Genomic DNA, 24846 nt, shown 5'->3' on the forward strand with positions numbered 1-24846 from the left:
AATATAATAAAAGAATATGATAACAAATCCATATTAATTATTATAAATAAATACATTACTTTACTTTACTCCTAACTCCTATTCCTTCTTCTTCTTCTTACACAACTATATATCTATAATATAATATCATTCAATAGTATATATGATATAGAAAAATAAATTAATAATCCAAAAACATCTACCAATGTTGCTACAAAAGGAGCGGATGAGCTAGCTGGATCCCCTCGAAATTTTTTAATAATGAATGGTAACATAGAACCACTAAATGTACCCCATAATACAACTCCAATTAAAGATACATAAACAGTAATTCCTATTAATATAAAATGATCCCCATAATTAAATAAACGAAAATAATGCCATGTTAAAATTCGTATAAATCCTGTAAATCCTAAAAATCCTCCTAAAAACAAGCCACATATTATTTCTCTCTTCATTACAATCCACCAATCTTTAATTTTGATTTCTCCTAATGCCATTGCTTGAATAATTAATGTCGATGCTTGAGCTCCACTATTACCTCCACTAGAAACTACTAACGGTATAAATAGAGATAAAACTACAGCTTTTTCTATAAAACTAGAAAAATGTTGCATAACTGTCGTAGTCAACATTTCTCCTATAAATAACAATATTAACCACCCAGCTCTTTTTTGAATTAATTTATACAAAGGAACTTTCATATAGGATTGATTTAATACTTCCATCCCTCCAATTTTTTGAATATCTTCTCGATAATTTTCATTTGAAACCCATAATATATCATCTATAGTTACTATTCCTAATAATATTTTTTTATCATCTATTACCGGTAAAGAAAATCTATTATTCATAGAAAATATTTTAATTGCTTCTTCTTCAGTATTAGTTACACTTAATGCCGTACTATATTGTCTATCCATTAATTCATAAACTTTAGTTTTTGGATCGACTAATAGAAATTCTCGTATTTTTATATCGTCTAATAATTTACCTTTTTCATCAACTATATATATAATTTCTATGGCTTCATTATTATTTTGTCCTTCTGTTCTTATATAATCTAAAACTTCTTGTATACTCCAAGTATTTTTAACTGAAATATAATATGGAATCATTAATCTTCCAACACTATTTTCAGGATAGCCTAAAGAAACTAATGTTTTTTTTTTTTCTTCTTTTGACAAATATTTGATTAAATCTTTTAATGAATCTTTAGAAAGATTTTCTAAAAAAGAAACACGATCATCTACAGATAGATTATTTAAAAAATTAAATTTTTTAATTGGGGTAAGTCCTTCTATGATTTTTTCTTTTATAGGAAAATCTAAAACTCTAAAAATAGAAGATGCTTTATTATTTTTCAATACACTAAAAAAATAAATCACATCATTTGGATAATCATGAAATATTTTTATTAAAGAATTAATAGTTTGATTATTTAAAAATTTTTCATTAAAACGAGTTTCTAAACTATTAGCATTACACTGTTTTTTGGTATTCATTGTAATTGTAATCAATTTATTTTAAATTTTATAAAAAATTATTTTTTTCAAGTGTATTATTCATAGTTTTAAAATCTGTAAAATTACGTAATAATATTATGGTTATATATAAACATTATAAATCATTATAAATTCAACACAAATTCATATGGATTATAATTTTAAACACATTGAAAAACGTTGGCAAACATTTTGGAAAGAACAAAAAACTTTTTGTACTGAAGATAATAATAAAAATCATACATATTATATATTAAATATGTTTCCTTATCCATCTGGGGCAGGACTACATATAGGACATTGTATTGGGTATATTGCTTCAGATATATATGCCAGATATAAACGTGCTAAAGGATATAATGTATTGAATCCAATAGGGTTTGATTCTTTTGGGTTACCTGCGGAACAATACGCAATAAAAACTGGACAACATCCTTCTTATACTACTAATAAAAATATAAAAAAATATCACGATCAAATTAATCAACTTGGAATTTCATTTGATTGGAATCGTACAATATCTACTAGTGATCCTACCTTTTACCGTTGGACTCAATGGATGTTTATTCAAATATTTAATTCCTGGTATGATAAAGATATAGATCAAGCAAAATCTATAGATTGTTTAGTGGACAAATTTAATAAAAACGGAAATTTAATAGTTAATGCTAGTACTACATATCAAAATCAATTTGATTCAAATGAATGGAAATCTTACTCAAATGTCCAACAAGAATATATATTATCATATTATCGTTTAGCTTTTCTTTGTAAAGAAACAGTCAATTGGTGTCCAGAATTAGGCACAGTTTTAGCAAATGATGAAATCATAAATGGAAAAAGTCAAAGAGGAGGATATCAAATTTACAAAAAACAAATGTTACAGTGGAATATACGAATTACCGCTTATGCAGAACGATTATTAAAAGGATTAAAAGAAATTAAATGTTCTGATTCTTTGAAAAAACTCCAATATTATTGGATCGGTAAAAAATATGGAATTTCCTTAAATTTGGATATTGTTTTTATTAATAATAAAATTACGAATATAGAATCTGTTATATTTTTTCCAGAAATGATATTTGGAATAACTTTTATTATTATGTCTACAGATCATCCATTAATTGATAAAATATCTATAGAAAATTATAAAAGTAGAATTATTCATTATATTAATCAAGAAATTTCTGTAGAAGAAAAAATATCTGGTATTTTTACCGGAAATTATGTGTTTCATCCTTTAATAAAAAATAAAAAAATCCCTATTTATGTTAGTCATTCTTTTACAGTTGAGAACCAATATAAATCAATAGTTGGAATTCCAGGACATGATCAACATTGCAATCAATTTGCAAAATTATTTGGATTAGATATTATAAAAGTATTATCATCTGATTTAAAAACCCAATATGATAATACACAATATATGATAAATTCTGGATTTTTAAACGGGTTACAATCCAAAATTGCTAAAAAACACATCATGAAATTTTTAGTAAAACATAAAAAAGGGTGTCCTATCATTAGTTATCGATTGCGTGATGCAGTGTTTTCTAGACAAAGATACTGGGGGGAACCAATACCTATTTATTTTAAAAAAAATATTCCTATCCCAATACCTATAGATAAATTACCTTTAATTCTTCCTAAAATTATCAAATTTCATCCGAAAAATGGACAATCTCCATTAATTAGAGCAGAATATTGGGCATGGGATGAACAAAATGTCAAAATAGTTCATCAATCTTTAATTGATAATAAATCTGTATTTCCTATAGAAGTTCATACTATGCCTAGTTGGGCTGGATCAAGTTGGTATTTTTTACGTTATATGGATGTTAATAATAATAATTTTTTTTTATCTAAAAAAAAAGAAAAAATTTGGAAACAAGTAGATTTATATATTGGTGGATCTGAACATGCAACAGGACATTTAATTTATTCTAGATTTTGGAATAAATTTTTAAAAGATAGAGGATGGATTAATTCAGAAGAACCTTTTAAAAAAATAATTAATCAAGGAATGATTATAAATTATTCTGCGATTATATTTAAAATTAGTAGAAAAAATGTATTTATTTCTTATGGATTAATAAATAAAATTAATTCTTCATCTTTACAAGAAATTTATATAGATATAAATATAGTAAATTTAAAAGATGAATTAGATGTAATACAATTTAAAAAATATAATACAGAATTTACAAATGCAAAATTTATTTTAGAACAAGGGGTATTTCTTTGTAAAAGAAAGTTAGAAAAAATGTCTAAATCTAAACATAACGTTATCAATCCTGATAATATATGTAAAAAATATGGATCAGATATATTTAGACTTTATGAAATGTTTTTAGGTCCCATTGAAAAATCCAAACCTTGGGATGTATCTAAAATTAATGGTGTAAAAAATTTTTTAAAAAAATTTTGGAGATTATTTCATAATGTTAATGGTATTTTTAATCTCAATAAAGAAACTCCAACTATGCAAGAACAATCGATGTTACACGAAACTATTAAAAAAGTCACAGAACAAATACAATTATTTTCTTTTAATACATCTATCAGTTATTTAATGATTCTTGTAAATAAACTAACTAAATTACAATGTAACAAACAACAAATTTTAATTCCATTAGTACAAATTATGGCACCTTTTACACCTCATATAGCAGAAGAAATATGGAGTAAATTAGGAAATACAAAATCAATAATGTTTTATTCATTTCCTATTTATAATCCACAATTTCTTACCAAAACAACAATTACATATCTCATTATGTTTAATGGAAAATTTAAGTTTAAAGAAGAATTTGAACCACATCAAAAATTATCTATTATTAAAAGTAAAATTTTACATCATCCTAAAATCAAATTGATTTTGAAAACAAAAATTTTAAAAAAAATTATGATTATTCCAAATAAAATTATAAATATTTTATTTAGCAATCAATAATAATAAATTTTATGTAACAATATTAAAACATAAAATGTAGATTTGCATTCAAATAAAAATACAACATTATTATTTTTTTAATTTTTTCATACCATATTTAGAAGTGAAAAAAACTTTTATTATGTCAAAACAAAATCCAATGGAAACTGGAACCTGTAGTTTTTTTAGTTGTGTAGAAAAAAATTTTGATAAAGCCACACCATTTCTTTCTATTGAACAAGGTCTTTTAGAACAAATTAAAGCTTGTAACGCTGTATACAAAATTCATTTTCCAGTTAAAATAGATAATACAATAAAAGTTATTGAAGCTTATAGAGTTCAACATTCTCATCATAAATTACCATGTAAAGGTGGAATTAGGTATAGCACTAAAGTAACTCAAGATGAAGTTATGACTTTAGCGGCATTAATGACGTATAAATGTGCTATAGTAGATGTACCTTTTGGTGGTGCTAAAGGGGGAATTAAAATTGATCCGCAAAGCATTTCTATGGATAATTTAGAAACTATTACTCGTCGTTATACATCTGAACTTATTAAAAAAAATTTCATAGGACCTGGAATTGATGTCCCTGCTCCAGATTATGGAACAGGAGAACGAGAAATGAGCTGGATTTTGGATACATTTATGTCATTATGCCCACCTGGTGAAGTAGATGCTTTAGCATGTGTAACAGGTAAACCAATTTCTCAGGGGGGTGTACGTGGAAGAAAAGAAGCAACAGGATTAGGAGTATTTTATGGAATAAGAGAATTGTGTAGAATGAAACAAGAAATGAATTCTATAGGATTAGATGTTGGATTATGTGGAAAAACAGTTATCATCCAAGGATTGGGAAATGTTGGATATCATGCAGCAATTTTTTTTCAACAATTTGGAGCATTAATTGTTGGATTAGCTGAGAGAGAAGGAGCAATTTATAATCCAAAAGGTTTAAATGTAAAAGACGTTATTATGCATTTACAAAATACAGGTTCTATACTAAATTTTCCACATGCAAAAAATATTTATAATGCAGAACAAGCATTAGAATTAGAATGTGATATTTTAATTCCTGCTGCTTTAGAAAATGTAATACATAAACATAATGCACATAAGATTAAATCAAAAATTATTGGAGAGGCGGCTAATGGACCTATTACACCTGAAGCCGATGATATTTTAGAAAAAAAAGGAATTATTATTGTTCCAGATATTTATTTAAATGCTGGTGGAGTAACAGTCTCTTATTTTGAATGGTTAAAAAATCTTAGTCATGTTCGTTATGGTAGAATGGAAAAACGTTTTAGTGAAAATATGAATTCAGAACTTTTACAAGTCATTGAAAACATTTGCAAAACAAATATTCCAACAACCGAAAAAAAACTGATTTTAAGAGGTGCTAGAGAAATAGATTTAGTCCATAGTGGATTGGAAGATACCATGATAGAAGGATTTCATAAAATTAGAAATTTAAAAAATACATTAGGAATAAAAAATTTACGAACTACTGCATTTGTTCTGGCTATTAAAAAAATTATAGATTCTTACGAAAAATTAGGCATTTTTCCATAATCTTCTAACAAAGAAAAAGAAACAAAATATTCATGAAGTACAAAAGATCATTATTGAAATTAAGTGGAGAAGCACTAATGGGAAATAACGAATATGGGCTTCATTCAAATAGACTAAAACAATATGCAGAAGAAGTAAAAAATGTAGTTAATATGGGTGTTCAAGTAGCTATAGTGATAGGAGGAGGTAACATATTTAGAGGATTTTCCAGGATAAAAAAAAATATAATTAATCGTATAGGTGGAGATTATATGGGAATGTTAGCTACCGTAATAAACGGAATAGCATTTCAATCTTATTTAGAAAATGTAGGAATATGTACTTATATTCAAACGGCTATTAGAATGGATCCCATAGCAGAACCTTTTTTTAAAGACAGAGCAATTAGTCATCTAGAAAAAGGTAGAGTTGTAATTTTTGTTGCTGGATTAGGAAATCCTTATTTTACAACAGATACTGCCGCTGTATTACGTGCCATAGAAATTAAAGCTGATGTTTTATTAAAAGGCACTAAAGTAGATGGAATTTATACTGAAGATCCAAACAAAGATAAAACTGCTAAAAAAATAAAAAATATATCTTTTGATATGATTTATAAAATGGGAATAAAAGTCATGGATACAACCGCTTTTATTTTGGGTAATGAACATAATTTACCTATTATTATTTTTGATATCAACCGTATAGGAAATTTAAAAAAAGCAATATCTGGAGAATCAATTGGTACTATTGTAACCAACTAAATAACATAATATTATGGAAGAAATAAATGAAATTTATTCTTCTTGTCAAAAAGATATGAATAATATTTTAAAACAATTTAAAAATGATATTATTCGCATTAGATTAGGAAGTCAATCCTTATTATCTTTTTTAGAAAAAATTAAAATTAAATATTATGATTTTTTTATAGATTTAATTAAAATTGCCAATATTTCTATTTTAGATAATATGAATTTAACTATTCGTCCATGGGATAAATCTTTAATTTCAATTATAGATAAAGCAATTATAGATTCTAATTTAGGATTAATGCCTACAAATAAAGGAGAATATATCCATATTAGAATTCCTATAATGACGGAAGAAGGTAGAAAACATTTGATAAAAAAAATTAAAACTGAAACAGAACAATCTAAAATACTGATTCGAGTCATAAGAAAAAAATATAATCATATGATGAAAAAGAAGTTAAATTTATCTCAAGATATATTAAAAGAAGGAGAATATCATATACAAAAAATAACAAATAATTATATTCAAAAAATTAATGAAATTTTTATTTTAAAGGAACAAGAAATATTAACAATATAGTAGTCATATTATAAAGTAAATTTCTATATTAATGATTAAAAAATATTCAATTCAAACATTATTGGATAATTATAAATTTTTCTTAAACAAAAAAGTTATAGTAGAAGGGTGGGTACGTTCGTTTAGAAATTATATATTTATATCCTTAAATGATGGGTCTACTATTCGGAATATTCAAATTATTGTATCATTAAAAAAATTCAAAAAGAATTTTTTAAAAGAAATAACCATTGGAACATCTATTCATGTTATAGGAATTATAACTAATAGCATAGGAAAAGAACAATTTATAGAGTTAGAATCTTATTTTATTAAAATTTACGGTAAAGTAGATAATTTATTATTTCAACAATCTATATTACAACCTAAAAAACACAGTTTAGAAAAACTTAGAACACAAAGACATCTAAGATTTAGAACTAATGTATTTAGTTGTGTTATGCGTATTCGTCATCATATAGCTTTTTCTATTCATAAATATTTTAATGATAATGGATTTTTTTATATTCATACTCCAATTATTACTACTTCAAATGCAGAAGGTGCTGGAAATATGTTTCAAGTAACTACTTTGGATCTAAAACATATTCCATGGATAAAAGATAATATAATTGATTATCAAAAAGATTTTTTTAAATGTCAAACTTATCTTGGAGTTTCTGGTCAATTAGAAGCAGAAGCAGCATCATTAGCATTAGGCAAAGTTTATACGTTTGGTCCAGTTTTTAGGGCAGAAAATTCAAATACTTCAAGACATTTATCAGAATTTTGGATGATAGAACCAGAAATGGCATTTTATCATTTAGATGATAATATGAATTTAGCAGAAAAATTTTTAAAATATATTATTCAATATATCATTGAACATTGTGTAGATGATTTATACTTTTTAACACATTATATTTATACAAATGAAGAAGAATCTTTACTAAAACAATTGGAATCTTTATTAACCATTAATTTTGAAAAAATTAGCTATACTGAATCTATCAAGATTCTTAATAAATCTATACATAATAATAAAGTTAATTTTTTGCATCCTGTTATTTGGGGAATGGATTTGCAATCTGAACATGAACAATATTTAGTAAATAAATATTTTAAAAATCCTATTATTATATTTGATTATCCATATCATATTAAAGCTTTTTATATGAGAATAAACAATGATGAAAAAACAGTAAGAGCTATGGATATTTTATTTCCAAAAGTAGGCGAAATTATTGGAGGATCTCAAAGAGAAGAACGTTATGATGTCCTGATGACAAGAATGAATAAACATAATATAAATAAAAAATTACTTTATTGGTACTTAGATACAAGACGTTTTGGCTCAGTTCCACATAGTGGATTTGGATTAGGATTTGATAGATTAGTTCAATTTATTTCAGGAATGCAAAATATTCGTGATGTTATTCCTTTTCCAAAAACTCCAAATCATGCATAATTATAAACCATGTTAAAACAACAATTATTTCAAAAAATACAGCATAAACTATCTCCAAAACAAATTCAATTAATGAAATTAGTTCAATTATCTACTTTAGATTTTGAACAACAAGTAAAAAAAGAACTAGAAGAAAATCCAGCTTTAGAAAAAATAGACGAAGAAGAAATCTCAAAAGATTATGATGATAATCATTTAGATACTCTTATGAAAAATAAAATAAAAAATGTAGATTTCAATAATAATCATGATAAAATTTTACATATTAAAAATAATCTTCAAGAAGAAAATTATCATCCTATAGTTTCTGGAATATCTTTTCAAGAATATTTAAAAAATCAATTGCATACATGTAGATTTTTGAATAAAACAGAATTATTAATAGCAGATTTTATATTGGGTAATATCGATGACAATGGATATATAAGAAGAAAAATGTATTCTCTTGTTGAAGATATTTTTTTGATTCTTGGAATCTCTATTAATCTGGAAAAAATAGAAACAATTATTGTTAATTATATACAACAATTAGAACCTATTGGTGTTGGGGCAAGAAATTTACAAGAATGTTTATTAATTCAATTATCATATAAAAAAACATCAAAAGAAATTGTTTTGGCAAAAGAAATTATAAAAAATTATTTTAAACTATTTGTAAAAAGACATTATCATAAATTGCAAAATAAATTAGGAATAACCACAAATATTTTACGAAAGGTAGTTCATAAAATAGAAAAATTAAATCCAAAACCAGGTAAACTTTATTCATGTAATTCAAAAACTATCAATTATTTAATTCCAGATTTTACAATTTTAGTTATGGATGGTAATTTAGAACTTTCTTTAAATAAAAGAAATAATCCAGAATTGAAAATATCTACCTTATACTTAAACATGTTAAAATATTATAAAAATTATAATAAAAAACAACAAAATTACAAGAATATTATCATTTTTTTGAAAAAAAAAATAGATTCAGCAAAATGGTTTTTAGATGCTATTAAACAACGTAAAAATACATTAATGTTGACTATGAATGCTATAATGAATTATCAAAAAAAATATTTTTTAACTGGTGATACATCAAATATCAAACCAATGATTTTAAAGAATATATCTCAAAAAATTGGAGTTGGAATTTCTACTGTATCTCGTGTAGCTAACAGTAAATATGTTAATACACCATATGGTACTTTTTTAATAAAACAATTTTTTTCAGAAAAAATGACAAATATAGAAGGACAAGAAATTTCTTCTATTGAAATCAAAAGATTATTAAAAGAATTTATAGCCAATGAAAATAAAAATCAACCAATTACTGATGAAACATTATCAAATATTTTTAAAAACAAAGGATATCTCGTCGCAAGAAGAACAGTTTCTAAATACAGAAATCAAATGAATATACCAGTAGCGAGATTAAGAAAAATGTTATAATTTATTTAAATTCCAATCATATATCATGTAATTTATTATTTTTTTTTTAATTCAAAATAAAATTATAATCATCAATTAGTTACAATAATCATCCTCAAAATTTTTGGCATAAAATTTCATTTTTTTTAAAAAAAGTAATAATCCATTTGATCTAATTGGAGTTAAAAAATTATGAAATCCTATTTCACTAATAAAACTTGCTTTTGATGAAATAATTTCAAATGGATATCTTCCTGAATATACAATAATCATCATTGCAATTAATCCTTTAGGTATTAAAGCATCACTATCAGCATCAAAAATAACTTTCATACCAATTAATTTGGCATCTAACCACACTTTAGATTGACATCCATAAATTAATTTATCTTCAGTTCTAAATGTATTATCTTGTTTTGGTAATCTATTACCTAAATATAATATATATTCATATTTATCTTGCCAATCATGTAATTGTTCAAATTCTTGTTTAATTTTTTGTTCTTTATCTTTTAATGTCATTTCATGTTATTTAAAATAAAAATAGAAACAACAATTATGATTAATTATTATTATGAATGTTGCTGTCTAGCTATTTTTGTTGCTGTTGTCATATTTTTCAATGAATTTATAACTTCATGCCAAGTTCTAGTTTTTAATCCACAATCTGGATTAATCCAAATATTTTTAATAGGCAATTTTGTTGAAGCTTTATTAATTAAATTTAATATTTCTTTTACTTCAGGAATCCTTGGAGAATGAATATCATATACACCAGGACCTATTTCATTTTGATATGAAAAATTAGAAAATGCATTCAAAAGTTCCATTTTAGATCTTGCAGTTTCTATAGTAATTACATCAGCATCTAAATCAGAAAGATATTTTATAATATCATTTACCTCACTATAACAGATATGTGTATGAATTTGTGTTTCATCTTTAACTACACTGGAAGATAATCGAAATGCTTTAATTGCCCAATTAAAATAAAATTTCCAATGTTTATTTTTTAATGGCAATCCTTCTCTTAGTGCTGGTTCATCTATTTGAATAATTTGAATACCAGTATTTTCTAAAGATTTTACTTCTTCTCTAATTGCCCATGCAATTTGATAAGCAGTTTCATAATATGGTTGATCATCTCTTACAAATGACCATTTTAACAGAGTAACTGGTCCAGTTAATATTCCTTTTATTAATTTGTTGGTTTGAGATTGAGCAAACGATATCCATTTTACAGTCATATCAGAAACTCTTTTTACATCTGCATAAATTATTGGTGGTTTAACACATCGACTACCATAACTTTGTACCCATCCGTTTTTTGTAGAAACAAAGCCTTTTAATTTATCTGAAAAAAATTCTACCATATCGTTTCTTTCAAATTCACCATGTACCAAAACATCTAAATTAATTTTTTCTTGTGTTCTTATAGCATCTATTATAACTTTCTGTATACATTGTTCATATGTCTTTTTAGTAATTACATTATTTTTGAAATTTTTTCGTAATTTTCTGATTTCCTTTGTTTGAGGAAATGACCCTATAGTTGTAGTTGGAAATAACGGAAATTGAAATTTTTTTTGTTGTGTTTTTTGACGAATATGAAAAGAATTTTTTCTATTGAGATGTACTTTTGTTATTTGTTGTTTAATAATACATTGTTTTTTTTTGTCAAAATATTTCAAATTATTACACAGTTTTTCTTTATTCCCATTTAAAATATTTTCTAAATCATTTAATTCATAAAGTTTTTGTTTAGCAAAAGCCATTTTATTTATTATATTTTTCGAAATTGATGTTTCACATTCTAAATCAATCGGTATATGCAATAACGAACAACTAGGGGCAATCATAATTCTTTCTTTACCTAATTTTAATATTGCTTGTTTAATAAGTTTGATAGAATGAGTATAATTATTTTTCCATATATTTTTTCCATTAATTATACCTAAAGAAAGTCCCATTTTTTGTTTTTGCAAAAAATCTAAAATTTTAGTTAATTGACTATAATTTTCTACTAAATCAATATGTAAATTAAATCTTGAAGACAAATTTTTAAATATATCTAAATTTTTTTCTTCCAAACTATCAAAATAAGAAGTTACAATTATGTTAATTGCATTATCATCACAAATTTTATTTATAGTTTGATAAACATATTTAAATGATTTTATTATTTGATCAGTTAATGAATCAAAAACTAAAATTGGTTCATCTAGTTGTATCCATTTAATATTTTTTTGAATTAAACGTTGTATAATCTCTATGTAAATAGGTAATAAATTATCTACTAAATCGAATTTATTAAAAATTTTATTTTTTTCTTTACCTAAATATAAATAACTAATAGGTCCAATTAAAACAGGTTTTGGAATAGCTTTATTTATTATTTCTTTATATTCATCAATTTCATTAAATAATTTCATAGAATAAATTCCAAATTTTTGATTTGGTTCAAATTCTGGTACTATGTAATGATAATTTGTATTAAACCATTTAGTCATTTCCATGGCTTTTAAATCCAATTCATTTTTTTGAATTCCTCTAGCCATAGCAAAATAAATATCTATATCTTCCTTAAATTTAGTAGAATATACTTCTGAAATATTACCAAGTAAAAATGACATATCTAAAACATGATCATAGAAACTAAAATCATTACATGGAATTAAATCTATTCCACATTTTTCTTGTATTTTCCAATTATTGATTTTTATTGTTTTTCCAATATTAAATAAATCTTTTGAAGTAATTAGATTATTCCAGTAATCTTCACAAGCTTTTTTCAATTCTCTTTTTATTCCTATTCTAGGATAACCTAAATTATGTTTCAACATCATAATATCATTTCAATTAAATGAACAATATATAATATTTTTTTAATAATATCATTTTATCGATTATTGATTATATGTTATGTGTAATCATATAAATATTTTAAAATATTTTTATCTATAAATGAAAAACATATATTCCTTCTTTTCATCATTATTTTTGCAGTTTGACAGACTTGATAAAAAGATATTTTTTGATTATTATTACTTCCAAAAGAAAAAGAAGAAATATATTTAGGAGGGAACCCAATACCAAAAATATTAGCCCCAACTCCTACTATTGTAGCAGTATTAAATTGAGTATTAATAGAAGATTTAGAGTAATCACCCATAATCATTCCAAAAAATTGAATAGGAATTCTAATAAATTTTTTTTTATCATAACTCCACACTTTCACATTAGAATAATCATTTCTTAAATTAGATACATTAGTACCAGCTCCTATATTACACCATTCTCCAATTATAGAATCTCCTATAAAACCATCATGAGCTTTATTAGAATATGAAAGAAATATAGAATTTCTTATTTCTCCACCAACTTTACATTGTGGTCCTATCGTAGTTGCTCCATAGATTTTTGTTCCCATATTTAATAAAGAATTTCTACAAATTGCTGCAGGTCCACGAATCATTGATCCTTCCATAAGATTAACTCCTTTTTCAATATAAATAGGCCCTATTTTAGCATTTAGTATAACATTATAAGAATATACATTTTCCTCAAAAAAAATATTTTTTTTATCAATAAGATAATTTGGGCCAAACAAAGAACAAGATTTTTTATCTTTTGTTAAAAAATCAAAATCTTGTCTTAAAACTTTATCGTTATTAATAAATAAATCCCATATATTTTGAATATAAATAATTTGATTAAATGAATATATTTTTTTATATTGTTTATGATTTTTGACAAATTTTATTATATTTTCATAATTTTCATAATTATTAATATGTATACGTGTAGCTACCAGGATTGTTGAATAAAAAATTGCTTCATTTTCTTTTAATTTCAATAATAATTCTATTAATTTTTCATTTGGTAAAAATGATGAATTAATCATCAATACGTTTTTTATATTTAATTGTTTTTTACATGTATACTTTTTTGAAAGAAAATTTTTTGTATAAATTATAGATTTACCACCAATATATTTTTCCCATCTTTCTTTAATAGTTAATATTCCTATACGAATGTCTGATATCGTTTTAGTAAATGTAATAGGTAATAAATTAACCCATTCTATTTCACCATCATATAATATAAAATATTCATCCATATTAAATATTATATTTTTTGTATTTCTTTTTAAATTTTTCTGATGGACCTGTTTTTCTCACCAATTTTTTTGCTCCAGTATAAAATGGATGTGAATAACTAGATATTTCCATTTTATATAATGGATATTCTATTCCATTTAATTTTATAAATTCTTTTGTATTTACTGTTGATTTGCAAATAAAAAATTTATCATTATTAATATCCTGAAAAACAACTGGTCTATAATTTTTTGGATGTATGTCTTTTTTCATAAATTTAGTATTATTTAAAAATTATTTTTGATAGGAAATCTATAAATCATTCCATTAATATTCATACCAGCTCCTAATGATGCCATTAAAATGGTATCTCCAGGTTGAATTTTATGATGTGGCATTTCTCCTTTAAGAATTAAATCTAATAACGTAGGTACAGTAGCTACAGAAGAATTACCAAACTTTTGAATCGTCATAGGCATTAATTTTTTATATAATCCTTTTTTTATTGAAGAATAATTATACAATTTTAACAATCTTTTTAAAATTGCATAATCCATTTTAGCATTCGCTTGATGAATTAAAATTTTTTTTATATCGTTAAGATGTAAATTAACATGATCTAATATATTTTTTAACATTTTTGGAAATTCAGTTAATGCATACTCATAAATCTTTCTTCCATTCATTCTAATATTTAATAATGATTTTTTATAATTTGGATTTAAAGAAGGACCATTAGTAAGATAATGAAGTTCTTCATTATTATTACATTGAGAATCAAAATAAAGAATACCATAATTTTCTTCTTTAGTATCTACATCGACTGCAGATAAAACTGCTGCTCCTGCACCATCAGAAAATATCATAGCATTTTGATCATGGGGATCAATAACTTTAGATAAAGTTTCTGAACTTGTAATTAAAATATTTTGAGCATATTTAGATCGGATCAACTGATCTGCTAATATCATTCCTTCTATCCAGCCTGGACAACCAAAAATCATATCATATGGACGACATTTATGATTATTGATTTTGAGTTTATTTTTTACTCTAGATGCTATAGATGGCATTACATCAGACTGATAAGATAGTGGATTAATATCACCATAATTGTGTGCTGATATAATATAATCTATTTTTTCTTTGTATATTTTAGAATTAAGTAACGCTTTTTTTGCAGCTATAGTTGCAATATCAGAATTTAATAATCCTTCATGTACATATCTTCTTTCCTCTATTTCTGTAATTTTTTTAAAATTTTTAATAATTTCTTGATTAGATTTTTTTATTTTGAATCCTTTTTGATCGTAAAAAGAATATTTCAAAAAATGATCACTTTTTATAATTTTTGTTGGTAAATAATGACCAGTTCCTGTAATGATTGATCGAATCATTCAATAAAAATTGATTTTTTGAATTTAAAAAAATTATCTATCATGGACAAATTTCATGAAAATATAAAATTGGTAAAAATGTTTGATAATATATCTTCAACATATGATTTATTAAATCATTTATTATCTTTTTGTATTGATCTTTATTGGAGAAAACAACTTATTAATATAATATATGAATATATTAAAAAACAACAAAATTTCAAATTTTACCAAAAAATGATTTTAGATTTAGCAACTGGTACAGGCGATATCGCTATTTTACTTGCTAAAAAATTTCAAAAAGATTACATTATAGCTATAGATCCTTCTGAAAAAATGTTACATATAGCAAAAATGAAAATAAAAAATAATGGATTAGAACAACAAATCAAACTGATTCAAGGATATTCACATTATATTCCTTTCAATAATCACACTTTTGATATCATAACTATTTCTTTTGGAGTTAGAAATTTTATAGAATTAAATATGTCTTTTAGGGAAATATTTAGAATTTTAAAACCGATTGGCTTGTTAGGAATATTAGAATTTTCTCAGCCATCTAATGTTTATATCAAAAAAATTTATAATTTTTATTCCAATGTTATATTAAAACATATAGGTAAAAAAATTTCTAAAAATATTTTTGCTTATGATTATTTACAAAATTCTATTAAAACTTTTTCATTTTTCGGAAAAAAAATGAAAGATTTGTTAAAATATCATAATATACCAATTGTTTATATGCAAAAATTAACATTTGGAATAGTTACTATTTATTTATCTAAAAAACCAAAATGATAAAAAGAAAAAACTTTTCATTATGAATACTTTTTCTGGATATTTAATTTCATTTTTTATTAAAAAAAGAATTCAAGATCTAGAATTAACATTAAAATATCCTATAGATATTCAACATAGATTATTAAAACAACTTCTGTTTTTTTCTAGAAATACAGAATTTGGTACAAAATATAAATTTCATGATATTCAAAAATATCAACAATTTTATAATAGAATTCCTTTGTGTAAATACAGGGATATACACCCAATAATTAAACGAATAAGACAAGGTGAAAAAAATATATTATGGCCAGGAAAAGTAAAATGGTTTGCTAAATCATCAGGAACTACACATACAAAAAGTAAATATATTCCAGTCACTTATCTTGCAATGAAAGAAGGTCATTATAAAGCAGGACAAGATATGTTATCTATATATTTACATAATCATCCAAAAACAAAAATTTTTTTTGGTAAAGCACTTCGTTTAGGAGGTAGTCATAAATTACATAAAAATTATAATACATTTTATGGTGATTTATCTTCTATTTTAATTAAAAATCTTCCACTTTGGGCAGAATATATTAGTATTCCAAAAAAAAATATTGCATTAATCAGTGAATGGGAAGAAAAATTAAAAATTTTAATTAAAGAAACAATGAATCAAGACGTAAGAATTATGTTAGGTGTTTGTTCTTGGTTATTAATTTTTTTAAATCAATTATTAAATTTTACAAATAAAAAAACGATTAATGAAATATGGCCAAATATAGAAGTTATTTTTCATGGAGGTGTTAATTTTGATCCATATAGAAAACAATATAATGATATCTTTTATCAACATACGCCTCCTCATTATTATAATGTATATAGTGCATCAGAGGGTTTTTTTGCAGTACAGGATAAAAAAGATTCTAAAGATTTATTATTATTATTAAATCATGGAATATTTTATGAATTTATTTCTATGGATGATTTTTATCATTCTTCTCCAAAAATTATTCCTCTAGACGAAGTAGAATTAAATAAAACTTATGTTTTAGTAATATCTACTAATGCCGGTCTTTGGAGATATATAGTTGAAGACACCATTAAATTTACTAATTTAACACCTTATAGAATTTATATTTCAGGAAGAACAAATCATTTCATCAACTCTTTTGGAGAAGAATTAATTATGGATAATGCGGAAAAAGCTTTGAATCAAACTTGTATTAAAACTGATTCTATCATTAATGAATATACAGCTGGACCAATTTATATTAATAAACAACATACTGGTGCTCATGAATGGATTATAGAATTTAAAAAACCACCAAAAAATGTATTTAATTTTAGAGATATTTTAGATCAAGAATTAAAAGATTTAAATTCTGATTATGAAATTAAAAGATATAAAAATTTAGTTTTACAACCTCCTATTGTATATATAGCAAGACATGGCTTATTTTATGATTGGTTAAAAATGAATAAAAAATTAGGTGGTCAAAATAAAATTCCTCGTTTATCTAATAACAGAAAATATCTTGACGATTTACTTAAAATCAACTAAAAGACGTATAAAATATTTTTACCTTTAAAATTGAAATTAATAATAAATTATTTTATGTCTTTAACTATCAATAATAAACAAGATATATTTAAAACTTATGGAAAGTCAATTTTTGATACTGGATCTTCTAAATCACAAATTGCATTCTTTACATATAGAATTAATCATTTAAGTAAACATTTAAAAAAACATAAAAAAGATTTTAATACTGAAAGAACACTTGTAAAATTAGTTGTAAAAAGAAAAAAACTATTAAAATATTTAAAAAGAAATAACTTAGATAGTTATAAACAGTTAATTGTTCTATTAGGGTTAAGAAAATAAATAAATTATAATACTATAATATGCATCAGCCAAATATAATAAAAGAAATTTGTTTTTTAGAAGATGGACGGACTATAGCAATAGAAACTGGAGAATTAGCCAAACAAGCTGATGGCTCAGCCCTTATTAGAGCAAATAATACTATTTTATTAGCAACAGTAGTTGTTTCTACACAAATCAAACATGATATTAATTTTTTACCACTAACTATTGATTATAGAGAAAAATATTATGCAGGAGGTAAAATACCTGGGGGATTTATTAAAAGAGAAGGAAAACCATCTGATGAAGAAATATTGACAATGAGATTAGTAGATAGAGTATTGAGACCAACATTTTCAAAGTTCTTTAGAAAAGAAATACAAATTATGATTTCTCTTTTATCTTATGATAAAACATTTTTACCATATGAATTAGCAGCATTAGCTGCATCAACAGCATTATCAGTTGCAGGAATCCCATTTAATGGTCCTATATCTGAAGTACGTATTATACGTATAAATGGAAAATTTATAATAAATCCTTGTTTAGATCAATTAAAAAACGCAGATTTAGATTTAATAGTAGGAGCATCTAAAAAATATATTATTATGTTAGAAGGAGAAATGAAAGAAATAGAAGAAAATATTCTTATTCAAGCTATTTCTATAGCTCATCAAGCAATTAAAGATCAAATAGATGCACAACTTAAATTAAGTACAAAAATTAATAAAATAAATTATTTATTTGAATTAGATTTTAATGTAGGATCATTTTCTTTATTAGAACAATATACATTGAAAAAAAATTTTTTTTCATATTCTTATAATTTAATAAAAAATATGTATAATCAATTTTTAGATAAAAAAACAAGATCGATTAAAGAAAAATTAATTTTAAATAATTTTAAAAAAAACAATGCTTTAAATGAAAAAAATGAATTAATGATTGATCAATTTTATGAAATAATTAAAAAAAAAATCATAAAAAATATGATATTAAAAGATAATGTTAGATTAGATAATAGAACTTTTGAACAAATACGTCCTATATACGGAAAAGTCAACTATTTACCTGGGGTCCATGGATCAGCATTATTTTCAAGAGGTGAGACACAATCTTTAACTACAGTTACTTTAGGATCTTCTTCAGACGCTAATAAAATTGATAATGTTATCATGGAAAATAATGAAAAATTTTATATACACTATAATTTTCCTCCTTTTTCTACTGGAGAAATACGTACAATTAGAGGTGTTTCTAGACGTGAAATAGGTCATGGAAATTTAGCAAAACGAGCATTAAAAAATTTAATTACACATGATAATCCTTATACAATACGAATTGTTTCTGATATTTTAGAATCTAATGGATCTTCATCCATGGCAACTGTTTGTGCATCTAGTTTAGCATTAATGGATGCTGGAATTCCATTAAAAAATCCAGTATCTGGAATTGCTATGGGATTATTTATCGATAATAATAACACTGTTATATTATCTGATATTCTTGGAGAAGAAGATGGATTTGGAGAAATGGATTTTAAAATTACTGGTACTAAAAATGGAATTACTGCATGTCAAATGGATGTCAAAAAACAAATATTATCTTTAGATATATTATATAAAATATTAAATCAAGCCTTACAAGGTAGAAATTTCATATTACAACAAATGATGAAAATATTACCAACGCATCGAAAACAGTTAAAATCATCTGCTCCAAAAATACATATTTTAAAAATTCCTAAAAAATTTATAGGATCTGTAATTGGATCTGGTGGAAAAGTTATTCAAGAAATACAATCTTGTACAGAAACCGATATTTTAATTGAAGAAAAAGAAGATATTGGTTATATTGAAATTATTGGAAATGATGTAAACAAAATTTATCAGGCTATTGATATAATTAAAAAAATTACGTTTGTTCCAAAAATTGGAACAATTTATAAAGCTAAAGTAAAATCTATTAAAAGTTTTGGAGTCTTTGTAGAAATATCAAAAGGAGTAGAAGGATTATTACATATTTCAGAAATATGTTGGAAAAGATTGAATAACATAGAAGATGAATTACATTTAGGAGAGATTATTAATGTCAAATTTATTGGATTTGATAATAAAAATAAAAAAATGAAATTTTCTAGGAAAGTTTTATTACCTAACCCAAACCAATAAAATAAACAATGATTAATAAATAGTATAAATAAATCAAATCAATAAATATGAGACAACTGAAAATAACTAAACAAGTCACTAATAGAGAATCTGAATCTTTAGACAAATATCTTCATGAAATCGGTAAAATTCCTTTATTAACACCAGAAGAAGAAGTCCAATATGCTAGAAAAGCTAGAAATGGTGATGCATCGGCAATAGATAAATTAGTTAACGCTAATTTACGTTTTGTAGTATCTGTGGCAAAACAATATCAAAATCAAGGATTAAGTCTTTGTGATTTAATCAATGAAGGAAATTTAGGATTAATCAAAGGTATATTACGTTTTGATGAAACAAGAGGATTTAAATGTATTTCTTATGTTGTTTGGTGGATAAGACAAGCAATTTTACAAGCAATAGCTGAACAATCTCGTTCTATTAGACAACCTACTAATAAATTAGCATTATTAAATAAAATATTAAAAACTTTTTCTCAATTAGAACAAGAATTACATAGAAATCCAACTCCTAGAGAAATTGCAGAATATTTAAAAATGAATGAAAAAGATGTTGAAGAATCTATTAAAAATTCAGGTAGACATGTTTCTATGGATGCACCGTTAGTAGAAGGAGAAGATTCTAATTTATATGATTTAGTAAGATCAGATGAATCTCCTAGACCAGATGAAGATTTAGAAAAAGAATCTCTTAGGAAAGATATTCAAAGAATATTAGAAACTTTAAGTGAAAGAGAAAGACGTGTAATTGTATTACATTTTGGATTAAATGGGGCACCACCAATGACTTTAGAAGAAGTTGGCCAATCCTGTGATTTAACTAGAGAAAGAGTTAGACAAATTGAAAGTATCGCTTTAAAAAGATTAAAACATTCCTCTAGAAGTAAAATTTTAAAACCTTATTTAGGTTAATTAAATTAAATAAATGAAATGAGACCTCGACGGGATTCGAACCCACAACCTTCTGATCCGTAGTCAGATGCTCTATTCCATTAAGCTACGAGGCCTTAATAATAGATAAAAATTTATTTATATTTAATGAAGAATTACCAACTAGTCCACCATCTACATCTTTTTGTTTAAAAAACTCTTTACAATTTAATTCAGTAATACTCCCACCATATACAATATGTATTTTATCAGACACAAATTTACCATATTTATTTTTAAATAACAATCTAATATGATTATGCATCTTTTGAACTTCGTGATAATATGGGACTTCCCCTGTTCCTATTGCCCATATTGGTTCATAAGCAATGATGAAATTTTCTATTTCTTTGACAGAACATATAAAAATAGTTTGTTCTAATTGTTTTTGTATTGAAATAAATTGTTTATTATTGTTTCTTTCATTTAATGTTTCTCCTATACAAAAAATAATTTTTAATCTATTTTTTAATGCGATGTATATTTTTTCTAATAATATTTTATTTGTTTCATTAAAATATGTTCGTCTTTCACTATGTCCTAATATTACGTTGTTAATGCCTATAGATTTTAACATTATCGCAGAAACTTCTCCAGTATAAGATCCTTTTTCCATATCATGGATATTTTGTGCAGCAATATGAATATTAGTTCCTTGTACAATTTGATTTGAAATATGCAAAAATGGATAAGATGGTGCAATAATTATTTTTTGATGATTTTTTTCTATTTCTTTTTCATGATTAAAAAATTTTAATAAATGTCTTAAAAAATGAGTTGTATCATAAAAATTATAATTCATTTTCCAATTTGCAATAATAATTTTTTTCTTCATTTATATTCATTGATTTAAATATTAAATATAACAAAATAGTTATATATAATATTTTGAAAGCCATTTCTTCTAATTCATGGGATAATATTTTATTTTTATTGTTTTTCAAATACAAAAGATTTTTTAACATTTGGTTTAAAGAAACATATTCAAATTGTGATTTATGTTCTATAATATTACAAATTTTTTCCAATTTTTGTGTATAAATATAAATAATATCATGATATGAAATTTTATCATTATCATTTATATTTAATTTTATCATTATAATAATAATATAATTAATAACATCCATATATGTATTTTCAATTGTTTCTTCTTTAACAATTTGAAATCCTTTTTTTTGAATATTAATGATTCTAATGGTTTTTGCAATAATTAAATCTATGATAGAATAATTATCAATATATTTCCATGACATATCATAATTTTTCAATTTTGTTTTAAATAATTTTTTACAATTATTAATGACAACATGGATTGAAATATTATTCATATTATTATTTGATTTTAACAAACAAATTTAAAAATAAATAAGTAATCATTAATTGTATTTTTGATTGTATGAAGGTAATTTTTATAATCATAACATTATTATGTAGGAAACTACTACATATTATTGTTATATTTAACAATAGTGTAAATAAAAAAACAATCACTCATATAATGTATTGTGTATTGTTTAACAAAAATATGCTAGTTTTTTTTAAACTATTGCTATAGTAAGTAAATAATTCATTCTACTTGTCCAAATAAATTGAATAAATACATTAAATATCAGTAGTAATTAATAAAATTAATTATTATAATAACATATTATTTGGTATGTATTAAATTATATTGTTTATCCTATATTTGTTTTTATTAACAAATAATACGAAATATTATTCATTTTTTCACATATATCAGATGTTCACACATACAAGCATTTTTTTAATAAGCAATAAATAGTAGTAGTAACAGTAATTAATAATATAATATTAATTATGATATTATATTTTCATGTACAAACGTAAATTATAAAATACAGTATCAGGATCAATACACAAGATCAATACAATTATAAAATATTATATTTTATAATTATGTAATCTGAATTAAATTATAATTTATATTATAAAATCAATGATATAATGTAAAATTGGTTACTTCAAAAAAACAACCTTATTAATAGTTTTTTATGTCAATAAATATGTTTTATGTATAAAAAAATTTTTTATACATTAAGTGATAAGTTATAATGTTAAAATTTATACACATTTTATCAACAAAAAAGAATTACAATGTATGTATGATAATAATATTAAAAATTTTTACAAATTGTATTCTATGTCTTCAGGAATAGAAATCAATAGCAAAAATGTTAAAAAAAATTCTATTTATGTTTCGATAAAAGGTAAAAATTTTAATGGTAATCAATTTGCGTATGAAGCAATTTTAAATGGTGCTTTAATTTCTATTGTAGATAATAAAAAATATGCATTAAATCATAAAAATATTTTTTTTGTAAAAAATGCTTTAGATTTTTTACACCAATTAGCTCATTTTCATAGACAACAATTAAAATATATACCAATTATAGCAATTACAGGAAGTAATGGAAAAACTACAACTAAAGAATTAATTGCCTCTATACTTTCTAAAAAGTATGATATAGTACATTATACTAAAAATAATTTAAATAATCATATTGGAATTCCTTTAACTATTCTTTCAATTCCTAAAAATGCAAATATATCTGTTATAGAAATAGGAGCTAATCATGAAAAAGAAATAGAAAAAATGTGTTCTATCATTGATCCAGATTATGGATATATAACTAATTTTGGAAAAGCACATTTAGAAGGCTTTAGAAATATAAATGGAGTTATTCGTGGTAAATTAGAATTATATAATTTTTTAAGACAAAATAATAAAACAGTATTTGTTAATGGAGATGATAAAATTCAACTTACTAACAGTTTAGGAATATCTAGATATATTTTTTCTAAAAAAAAAGTTTTTGATGTAAATATTAAATATTATGGTAATGATATTGGTAATACTATATATGTTAAAAATAAAATATTTTTTTCAAAATATTTAATTGGTGATCATAATTTATATAATATGGCATCTGCAATTACGATAGGACTTTATTTTCATGTTTCTTTAAAAGATATTCAACAATCAATTAAAGATTTTATTCCAAATAATAATCGTTCTCAAATTATTAAAAAAAATAAATTAATAATTTATAATGATTGTTATAATGCTAATCCAAGTAGTATGATTAGTGTATTGAATTTTTTTAATAAAATTAAAGGCAAAAAAATTGCGATTTTAGGAGATATGTTTGAATTAGGAAAATTTTCTATAATAGAACATGAAAACATTATAAATTTTTTAAAAAAAAGTAAAATTGAAATATCATGTTTAATTGGTCAACATTTTTATAATATTAAATCAAATATAAATTGCAAAAAAATTATTCGATTTTATAATAAAGATTATTTTATTAAATGGTGGTATATGAATAAATATTATATTCAAACAGATTATATTATTATTAAAGGATCTAGAAAAAACGCTTTGGAAAATATTATTCATTTATTTTAAGATCTTTGCATATGACTATCTTAA

Annotated in this window: 20 protein-coding genes and 1 tRNA gene; 12 read left to right on the forward strand and 9 right to left on the reverse strand. The window is 23.3% G+C overall.

The genetic code is table 11. The features are described from left to right. Window positions 1-113: 113 nt before the first annotated feature. The gene (gene mgtE, locus H0H37_RS02295; RefSeq protein WP_185882344.1) at window positions 114-1484 is read right to left on the reverse strand and encodes a magnesium transporter; all 1371 of its coding nucleotides are present in this window, start codon (window positions 1482-1484) and stop codon (window positions 114-116) included. A 148-nt stretch (window positions 1485-1632) separates the two neighbouring features. Between mgtE and leuS the strand changes: the two genes are divergently transcribed. The 6 genes from leuS (at window position 1633) to rpoN (ending at window position 10190) form a co-directional block, all read left to right on the forward strand. Then, window positions 1633-4437, forward strand: a complete 2805-nt coding sequence (gene leuS / locus H0H37_RS02300; RefSeq protein WP_185882345.1) for a leucine--tRNA ligase — start codon at window positions 1633-1635, stop codon at window positions 4435-4437. Between the two features lie 121 nt (window positions 4438-4558). After that, window positions 4559-5992: a Glu/Leu/Phe/Val family dehydrogenase gene (locus tag H0H37_RS02305; protein ID WP_185882346.1), complete on the forward strand. Its 1434-nt coding sequence runs from the start codon at window positions 4559-4561 to the stop codon at window positions 5990-5992. Between the two features lie 32 nt (window positions 5993-6024). Continuing rightward, window positions 6025-6735 (forward strand): UMP kinase, encoded by a 711-nt coding sequence (pyrH, locus tag H0H37_RS02310; RefSeq protein WP_185882347.1) that lies wholly within the window; start codon window positions 6025-6027, stop codon window positions 6733-6735. Window positions 6736-6748: 13 nt separating this feature from the next. Next, window positions 6749-7306, forward strand: a complete 558-nt coding sequence (locus tag H0H37_RS02315) for a ribosome-recycling factor (protein ID WP_185882348.1) — start codon at window positions 6749-6751, stop codon at window positions 7304-7306. A 31-nt stretch (window positions 7307-7337) separates the two neighbouring features. Next, window positions 7338-8753, forward strand: a complete 1416-nt coding sequence (asnS, locus tag H0H37_RS02320; RefSeq protein WP_185882349.1) for an asparagine--tRNA ligase — start codon at window positions 7338-7340, stop codon at window positions 8751-8753. Between the two features lie 9 nt (window positions 8754-8762). After that, window positions 8763-10190, forward strand: coding sequence for an RNA polymerase factor sigma-54 (rpoN, locus tag H0H37_RS02325; protein WP_185882350.1), 1428 nt, complete (start codon window positions 8763-8765; stop codon window positions 10188-10190). A gap of 75 nt (window positions 10191-10265) precedes the next feature. Here the strand turns inward: rpoN and H0H37_RS02330 are convergent, their stop codons facing one another. From H0H37_RS02330 to H0H37_RS02350, 5 genes are all read right to left on the reverse strand, one after another. Next, window positions 10266-10691 (reverse strand): SufE family protein, encoded by a 426-nt coding sequence (locus tag H0H37_RS02330; RefSeq protein ID WP_185882351.1) that lies wholly within the window; start codon window positions 10689-10691, stop codon window positions 10266-10268. Between the two features lie 50 nt (window positions 10692-10741). Next, a complete protein-coding gene (metE, locus tag H0H37_RS02335; RefSeq protein ID WP_185882684.1) occupies window positions 10742-13012 on the reverse strand; it encodes a 5-methyltetrahydropteroyltriglutamate--homocysteine S-methyltransferase in 2271 nt (756 codons plus the stop codon). Between the two features lie 77 nt (window positions 13013-13089). Continuing rightward, complete coding sequence (locus tag H0H37_RS02340) at window positions 13090-14289, reverse strand: putative sugar nucleotidyl transferase (RefSeq protein ID WP_185882352.1); 1200 nt, start codon at window positions 14287-14289, stop codon at window positions 13090-13092. A 1-nt stretch (window position 14290) separates the two neighbouring features. Next, entirely contained in the window at window positions 14291-14542 is a 252-nt protein-coding gene (locus tag H0H37_RS02345; RefSeq protein WP_185882353.1) for a type B 50S ribosomal protein L31, read from the reverse strand. A gap of 14 nt (window positions 14543-14556) precedes the next feature. Next, complete coding sequence (locus H0H37_RS02350) at window positions 14557-15666, reverse strand: 3-oxoacyl-ACP synthase III family protein (RefSeq protein ID WP_185882354.1); 1110 nt, start codon at window positions 15664-15666, stop codon at window positions 14557-14559. Between the two features lie 18 nt (window positions 15667-15684). Between H0H37_RS02350 and ubiE the strand changes: the two genes are divergently transcribed. Genes ubiE through H0H37_RS02375 form a run of 5 tightly spaced genes read left to right on the forward strand, consistent with a single transcriptional unit; the run spans window position 15685 to window position 21371 of the window. After that, window positions 15685-16449, forward strand: a complete 765-nt coding sequence (gene ubiE, locus H0H37_RS02355) for a bifunctional demethylmenaquinone methyltransferase/2-methoxy-6-polyprenyl-1,4-benzoquinol methylase UbiE (protein WP_238785482.1) — start codon at window positions 15685-15687, stop codon at window positions 16447-16449. 22 nt (window positions 16450-16471) lie between these two features. Next, entirely contained in the window at window positions 16472-17983 is a 1512-nt protein-coding gene (locus tag H0H37_RS02360; RefSeq protein WP_185882355.1) for a GH3 auxin-responsive promoter family protein, read from the forward strand. 54 nt (window positions 17984-18037) lie between these two features. Next, on the forward strand, window positions 18038-18307 hold the full coding sequence (gene rpsO, locus H0H37_RS02365; RefSeq protein WP_185882356.1) for a 30S ribosomal protein S15: 270 nt from the start codon (window positions 18038-18040) through the stop codon (window positions 18305-18307). Window positions 18308-18327: 20 nt separating this feature from the next. Continuing rightward, a complete protein-coding gene (locus H0H37_RS02370; RefSeq protein WP_185882357.1) occupies window positions 18328-20460 on the forward strand; it encodes a polyribonucleotide nucleotidyltransferase in 2133 nt (710 codons plus the stop codon). A 47-nt stretch (window positions 20461-20507) separates the two neighbouring features. Then, window positions 20508-21371 (forward strand): sigma-70 family RNA polymerase sigma factor, encoded by an 864-nt coding sequence (locus tag H0H37_RS02375; RefSeq protein WP_185882358.1) that lies wholly within the window; start codon window positions 20508-20510, stop codon window positions 21369-21371. 21 nt (window positions 21372-21392) lie between these two features. Here the strand turns inward: H0H37_RS02375 and H0H37_RS02380 are convergent. The 3 genes from H0H37_RS02380 to H0H37_RS02390 form a co-directional block, all read right to left on the reverse strand. Further along, a tRNA-Arg gene (locus tag H0H37_RS02380) sits at window positions 21393-21466 on the reverse strand. Continuing rightward, complete coding sequence (gene tpiA / locus H0H37_RS02385) at window positions 21457-22224, reverse strand: triose-phosphate isomerase (protein WP_185882359.1); 768 nt, start codon at window positions 22222-22224, stop codon at window positions 21457-21459. Before tpiA ends, H0H37_RS02380 begins: the two co-directional genes overlap by 10 nt. After that, window positions 22181-22720, reverse strand: coding sequence for a nucleotide modification associated domain-containing protein (locus H0H37_RS02390; RefSeq protein WP_185882360.1), 540 nt, complete (start codon window positions 22718-22720; stop codon window positions 22181-22183). The genes tpiA and H0H37_RS02390 overlap by 44 nt, the downstream gene beginning before the upstream one ends. A gap of 833 nt (window positions 22721-23553) precedes the next feature. On the opposite strand from H0H37_RS02390, the gene H0H37_RS02395 reads away from it, so the two are divergent. Continuing rightward, window positions 23554-24822, forward strand: coding sequence for a UDP-N-acetylmuramoyl-tripeptide--D-alanyl-D-alanine ligase (locus H0H37_RS02395; RefSeq protein ID WP_238785483.1), 1269 nt, complete (start codon window positions 23554-23556; stop codon window positions 24820-24822). The last annotated feature ends 24 nt before the right edge of the window (window positions 24823-24846 follow it).

The organism is Blattabacterium cuenoti (genome assembly GCF_014252335.1).
In the GTDB taxonomy this organism is placed as follows: Bacteria; Bacteroidota; Bacteroidia; order Flavobacteriales; family Blattabacteriaceae; genus Blattabacterium; species Blattabacterium cuenoti_AL.

Bases quoted from the DNA above. Each gene is read 5' to 3' on its own strand.
- mgtE (WP_185882344.1), bottom strand. From the start codon at position 1,484: ATGAATACCAAAAAACAGTGTAATGCTAATAGTTTAGAAACTCGTTTT.
- leuS (WP_185882345.1), top strand. From the start codon at position 1,633: ATGGATTATAATTTTAAACACATTGAAAAACGTTGGCAAACATTTTGG.
- H0H37_RS02305 (WP_185882346.1), top strand. From the start codon at position 4,559: ATGTCAAAACAAAATCCAATGGAAACTGGAACCTGTAGTTTTTTTAGT.
- pyrH (WP_185882347.1), top strand. From the start codon at position 6,025: ATGAAGTACAAAAGATCATTATTGAAATTAAGTGGAGAAGCACTAATG.
- H0H37_RS02315 (WP_185882348.1), top strand. From the start codon at position 6,749: ATGGAAGAAATAAATGAAATTTATTCTTCTTGTCAAAAAGATATGAAT.
- asnS (WP_185882349.1), top strand. From the start codon at position 7,338: ATGATTAAAAAATATTCAATTCAAACATTATTGGATAATTATAAATTT.
- rpoN (WP_185882350.1), top strand. From the start codon at position 8,763: ATGTTAAAACAACAATTATTTCAAAAAATACAGCATAAACTATCTCCA.
- H0H37_RS02330 (WP_185882351.1), bottom strand. From the start codon at position 10,691: ATGACATTAAAAGATAAAGAACAAAAAATTAAACAAGAATTTGAACAA.
- metE (WP_185882684.1), bottom strand. From the start codon at position 13,012: ATGTTGAAACATAATTTAGGTTATCCTAGAATAGGAATAAAAAGAGAA.
- H0H37_RS02340 (WP_185882352.1), bottom strand. From the start codon at position 14,289: ATGGATGAATATTTTATATTATATGATGGTGAAATAGAATGGGTTAAT.
- H0H37_RS02345 (WP_185882353.1), bottom strand. From the start codon at position 14,542: ATGAAAAAAGACATACATCCAAAAAATTATAGACCAGTTGTTTTTCAG.
- H0H37_RS02350 (WP_185882354.1), bottom strand. From the start codon at position 15,666: ATGATTCGATCAATCATTACAGGAACTGGTCATTATTTACCAACAAAA.
- H0H37_RS02360 (WP_185882355.1), top strand. From the start codon at position 16,472: ATGAATACTTTTTCTGGATATTTAATTTCATTTTTTATTAAAAAAAGA.
- rpsO (WP_185882356.1), top strand. From the start codon at position 18,038: ATGTCTTTAACTATCAATAATAAACAAGATATATTTAAAACTTATGGA.
- H0H37_RS02370 (WP_185882357.1), top strand. From the start codon at position 18,328: ATGCATCAGCCAAATATAATAAAAGAAATTTGTTTTTTAGAAGATGGA.
- H0H37_RS02375 (WP_185882358.1), top strand. From the start codon at position 20,508: ATGAGACAACTGAAAATAACTAAACAAGTCACTAATAGAGAATCTGAA.
- tpiA (WP_185882359.1), bottom strand. From the start codon at position 22,224: ATGAAGAAAAAAATTATTATTGCAAATTGGAAAATGAATTATAATTTT.
- H0H37_RS02390 (WP_185882360.1), bottom strand. From the start codon at position 22,720: ATGAATAATATTTCAATCCATGTTGTCATTAATAATTGTAAAAAATTA.
- H0H37_RS02395 (WP_238785483.1), top strand. From the start codon at position 23,554: ATGTCTTCAGGAATAGAAATCAATAGCAAAAATGTTAAAAAAAATTCT.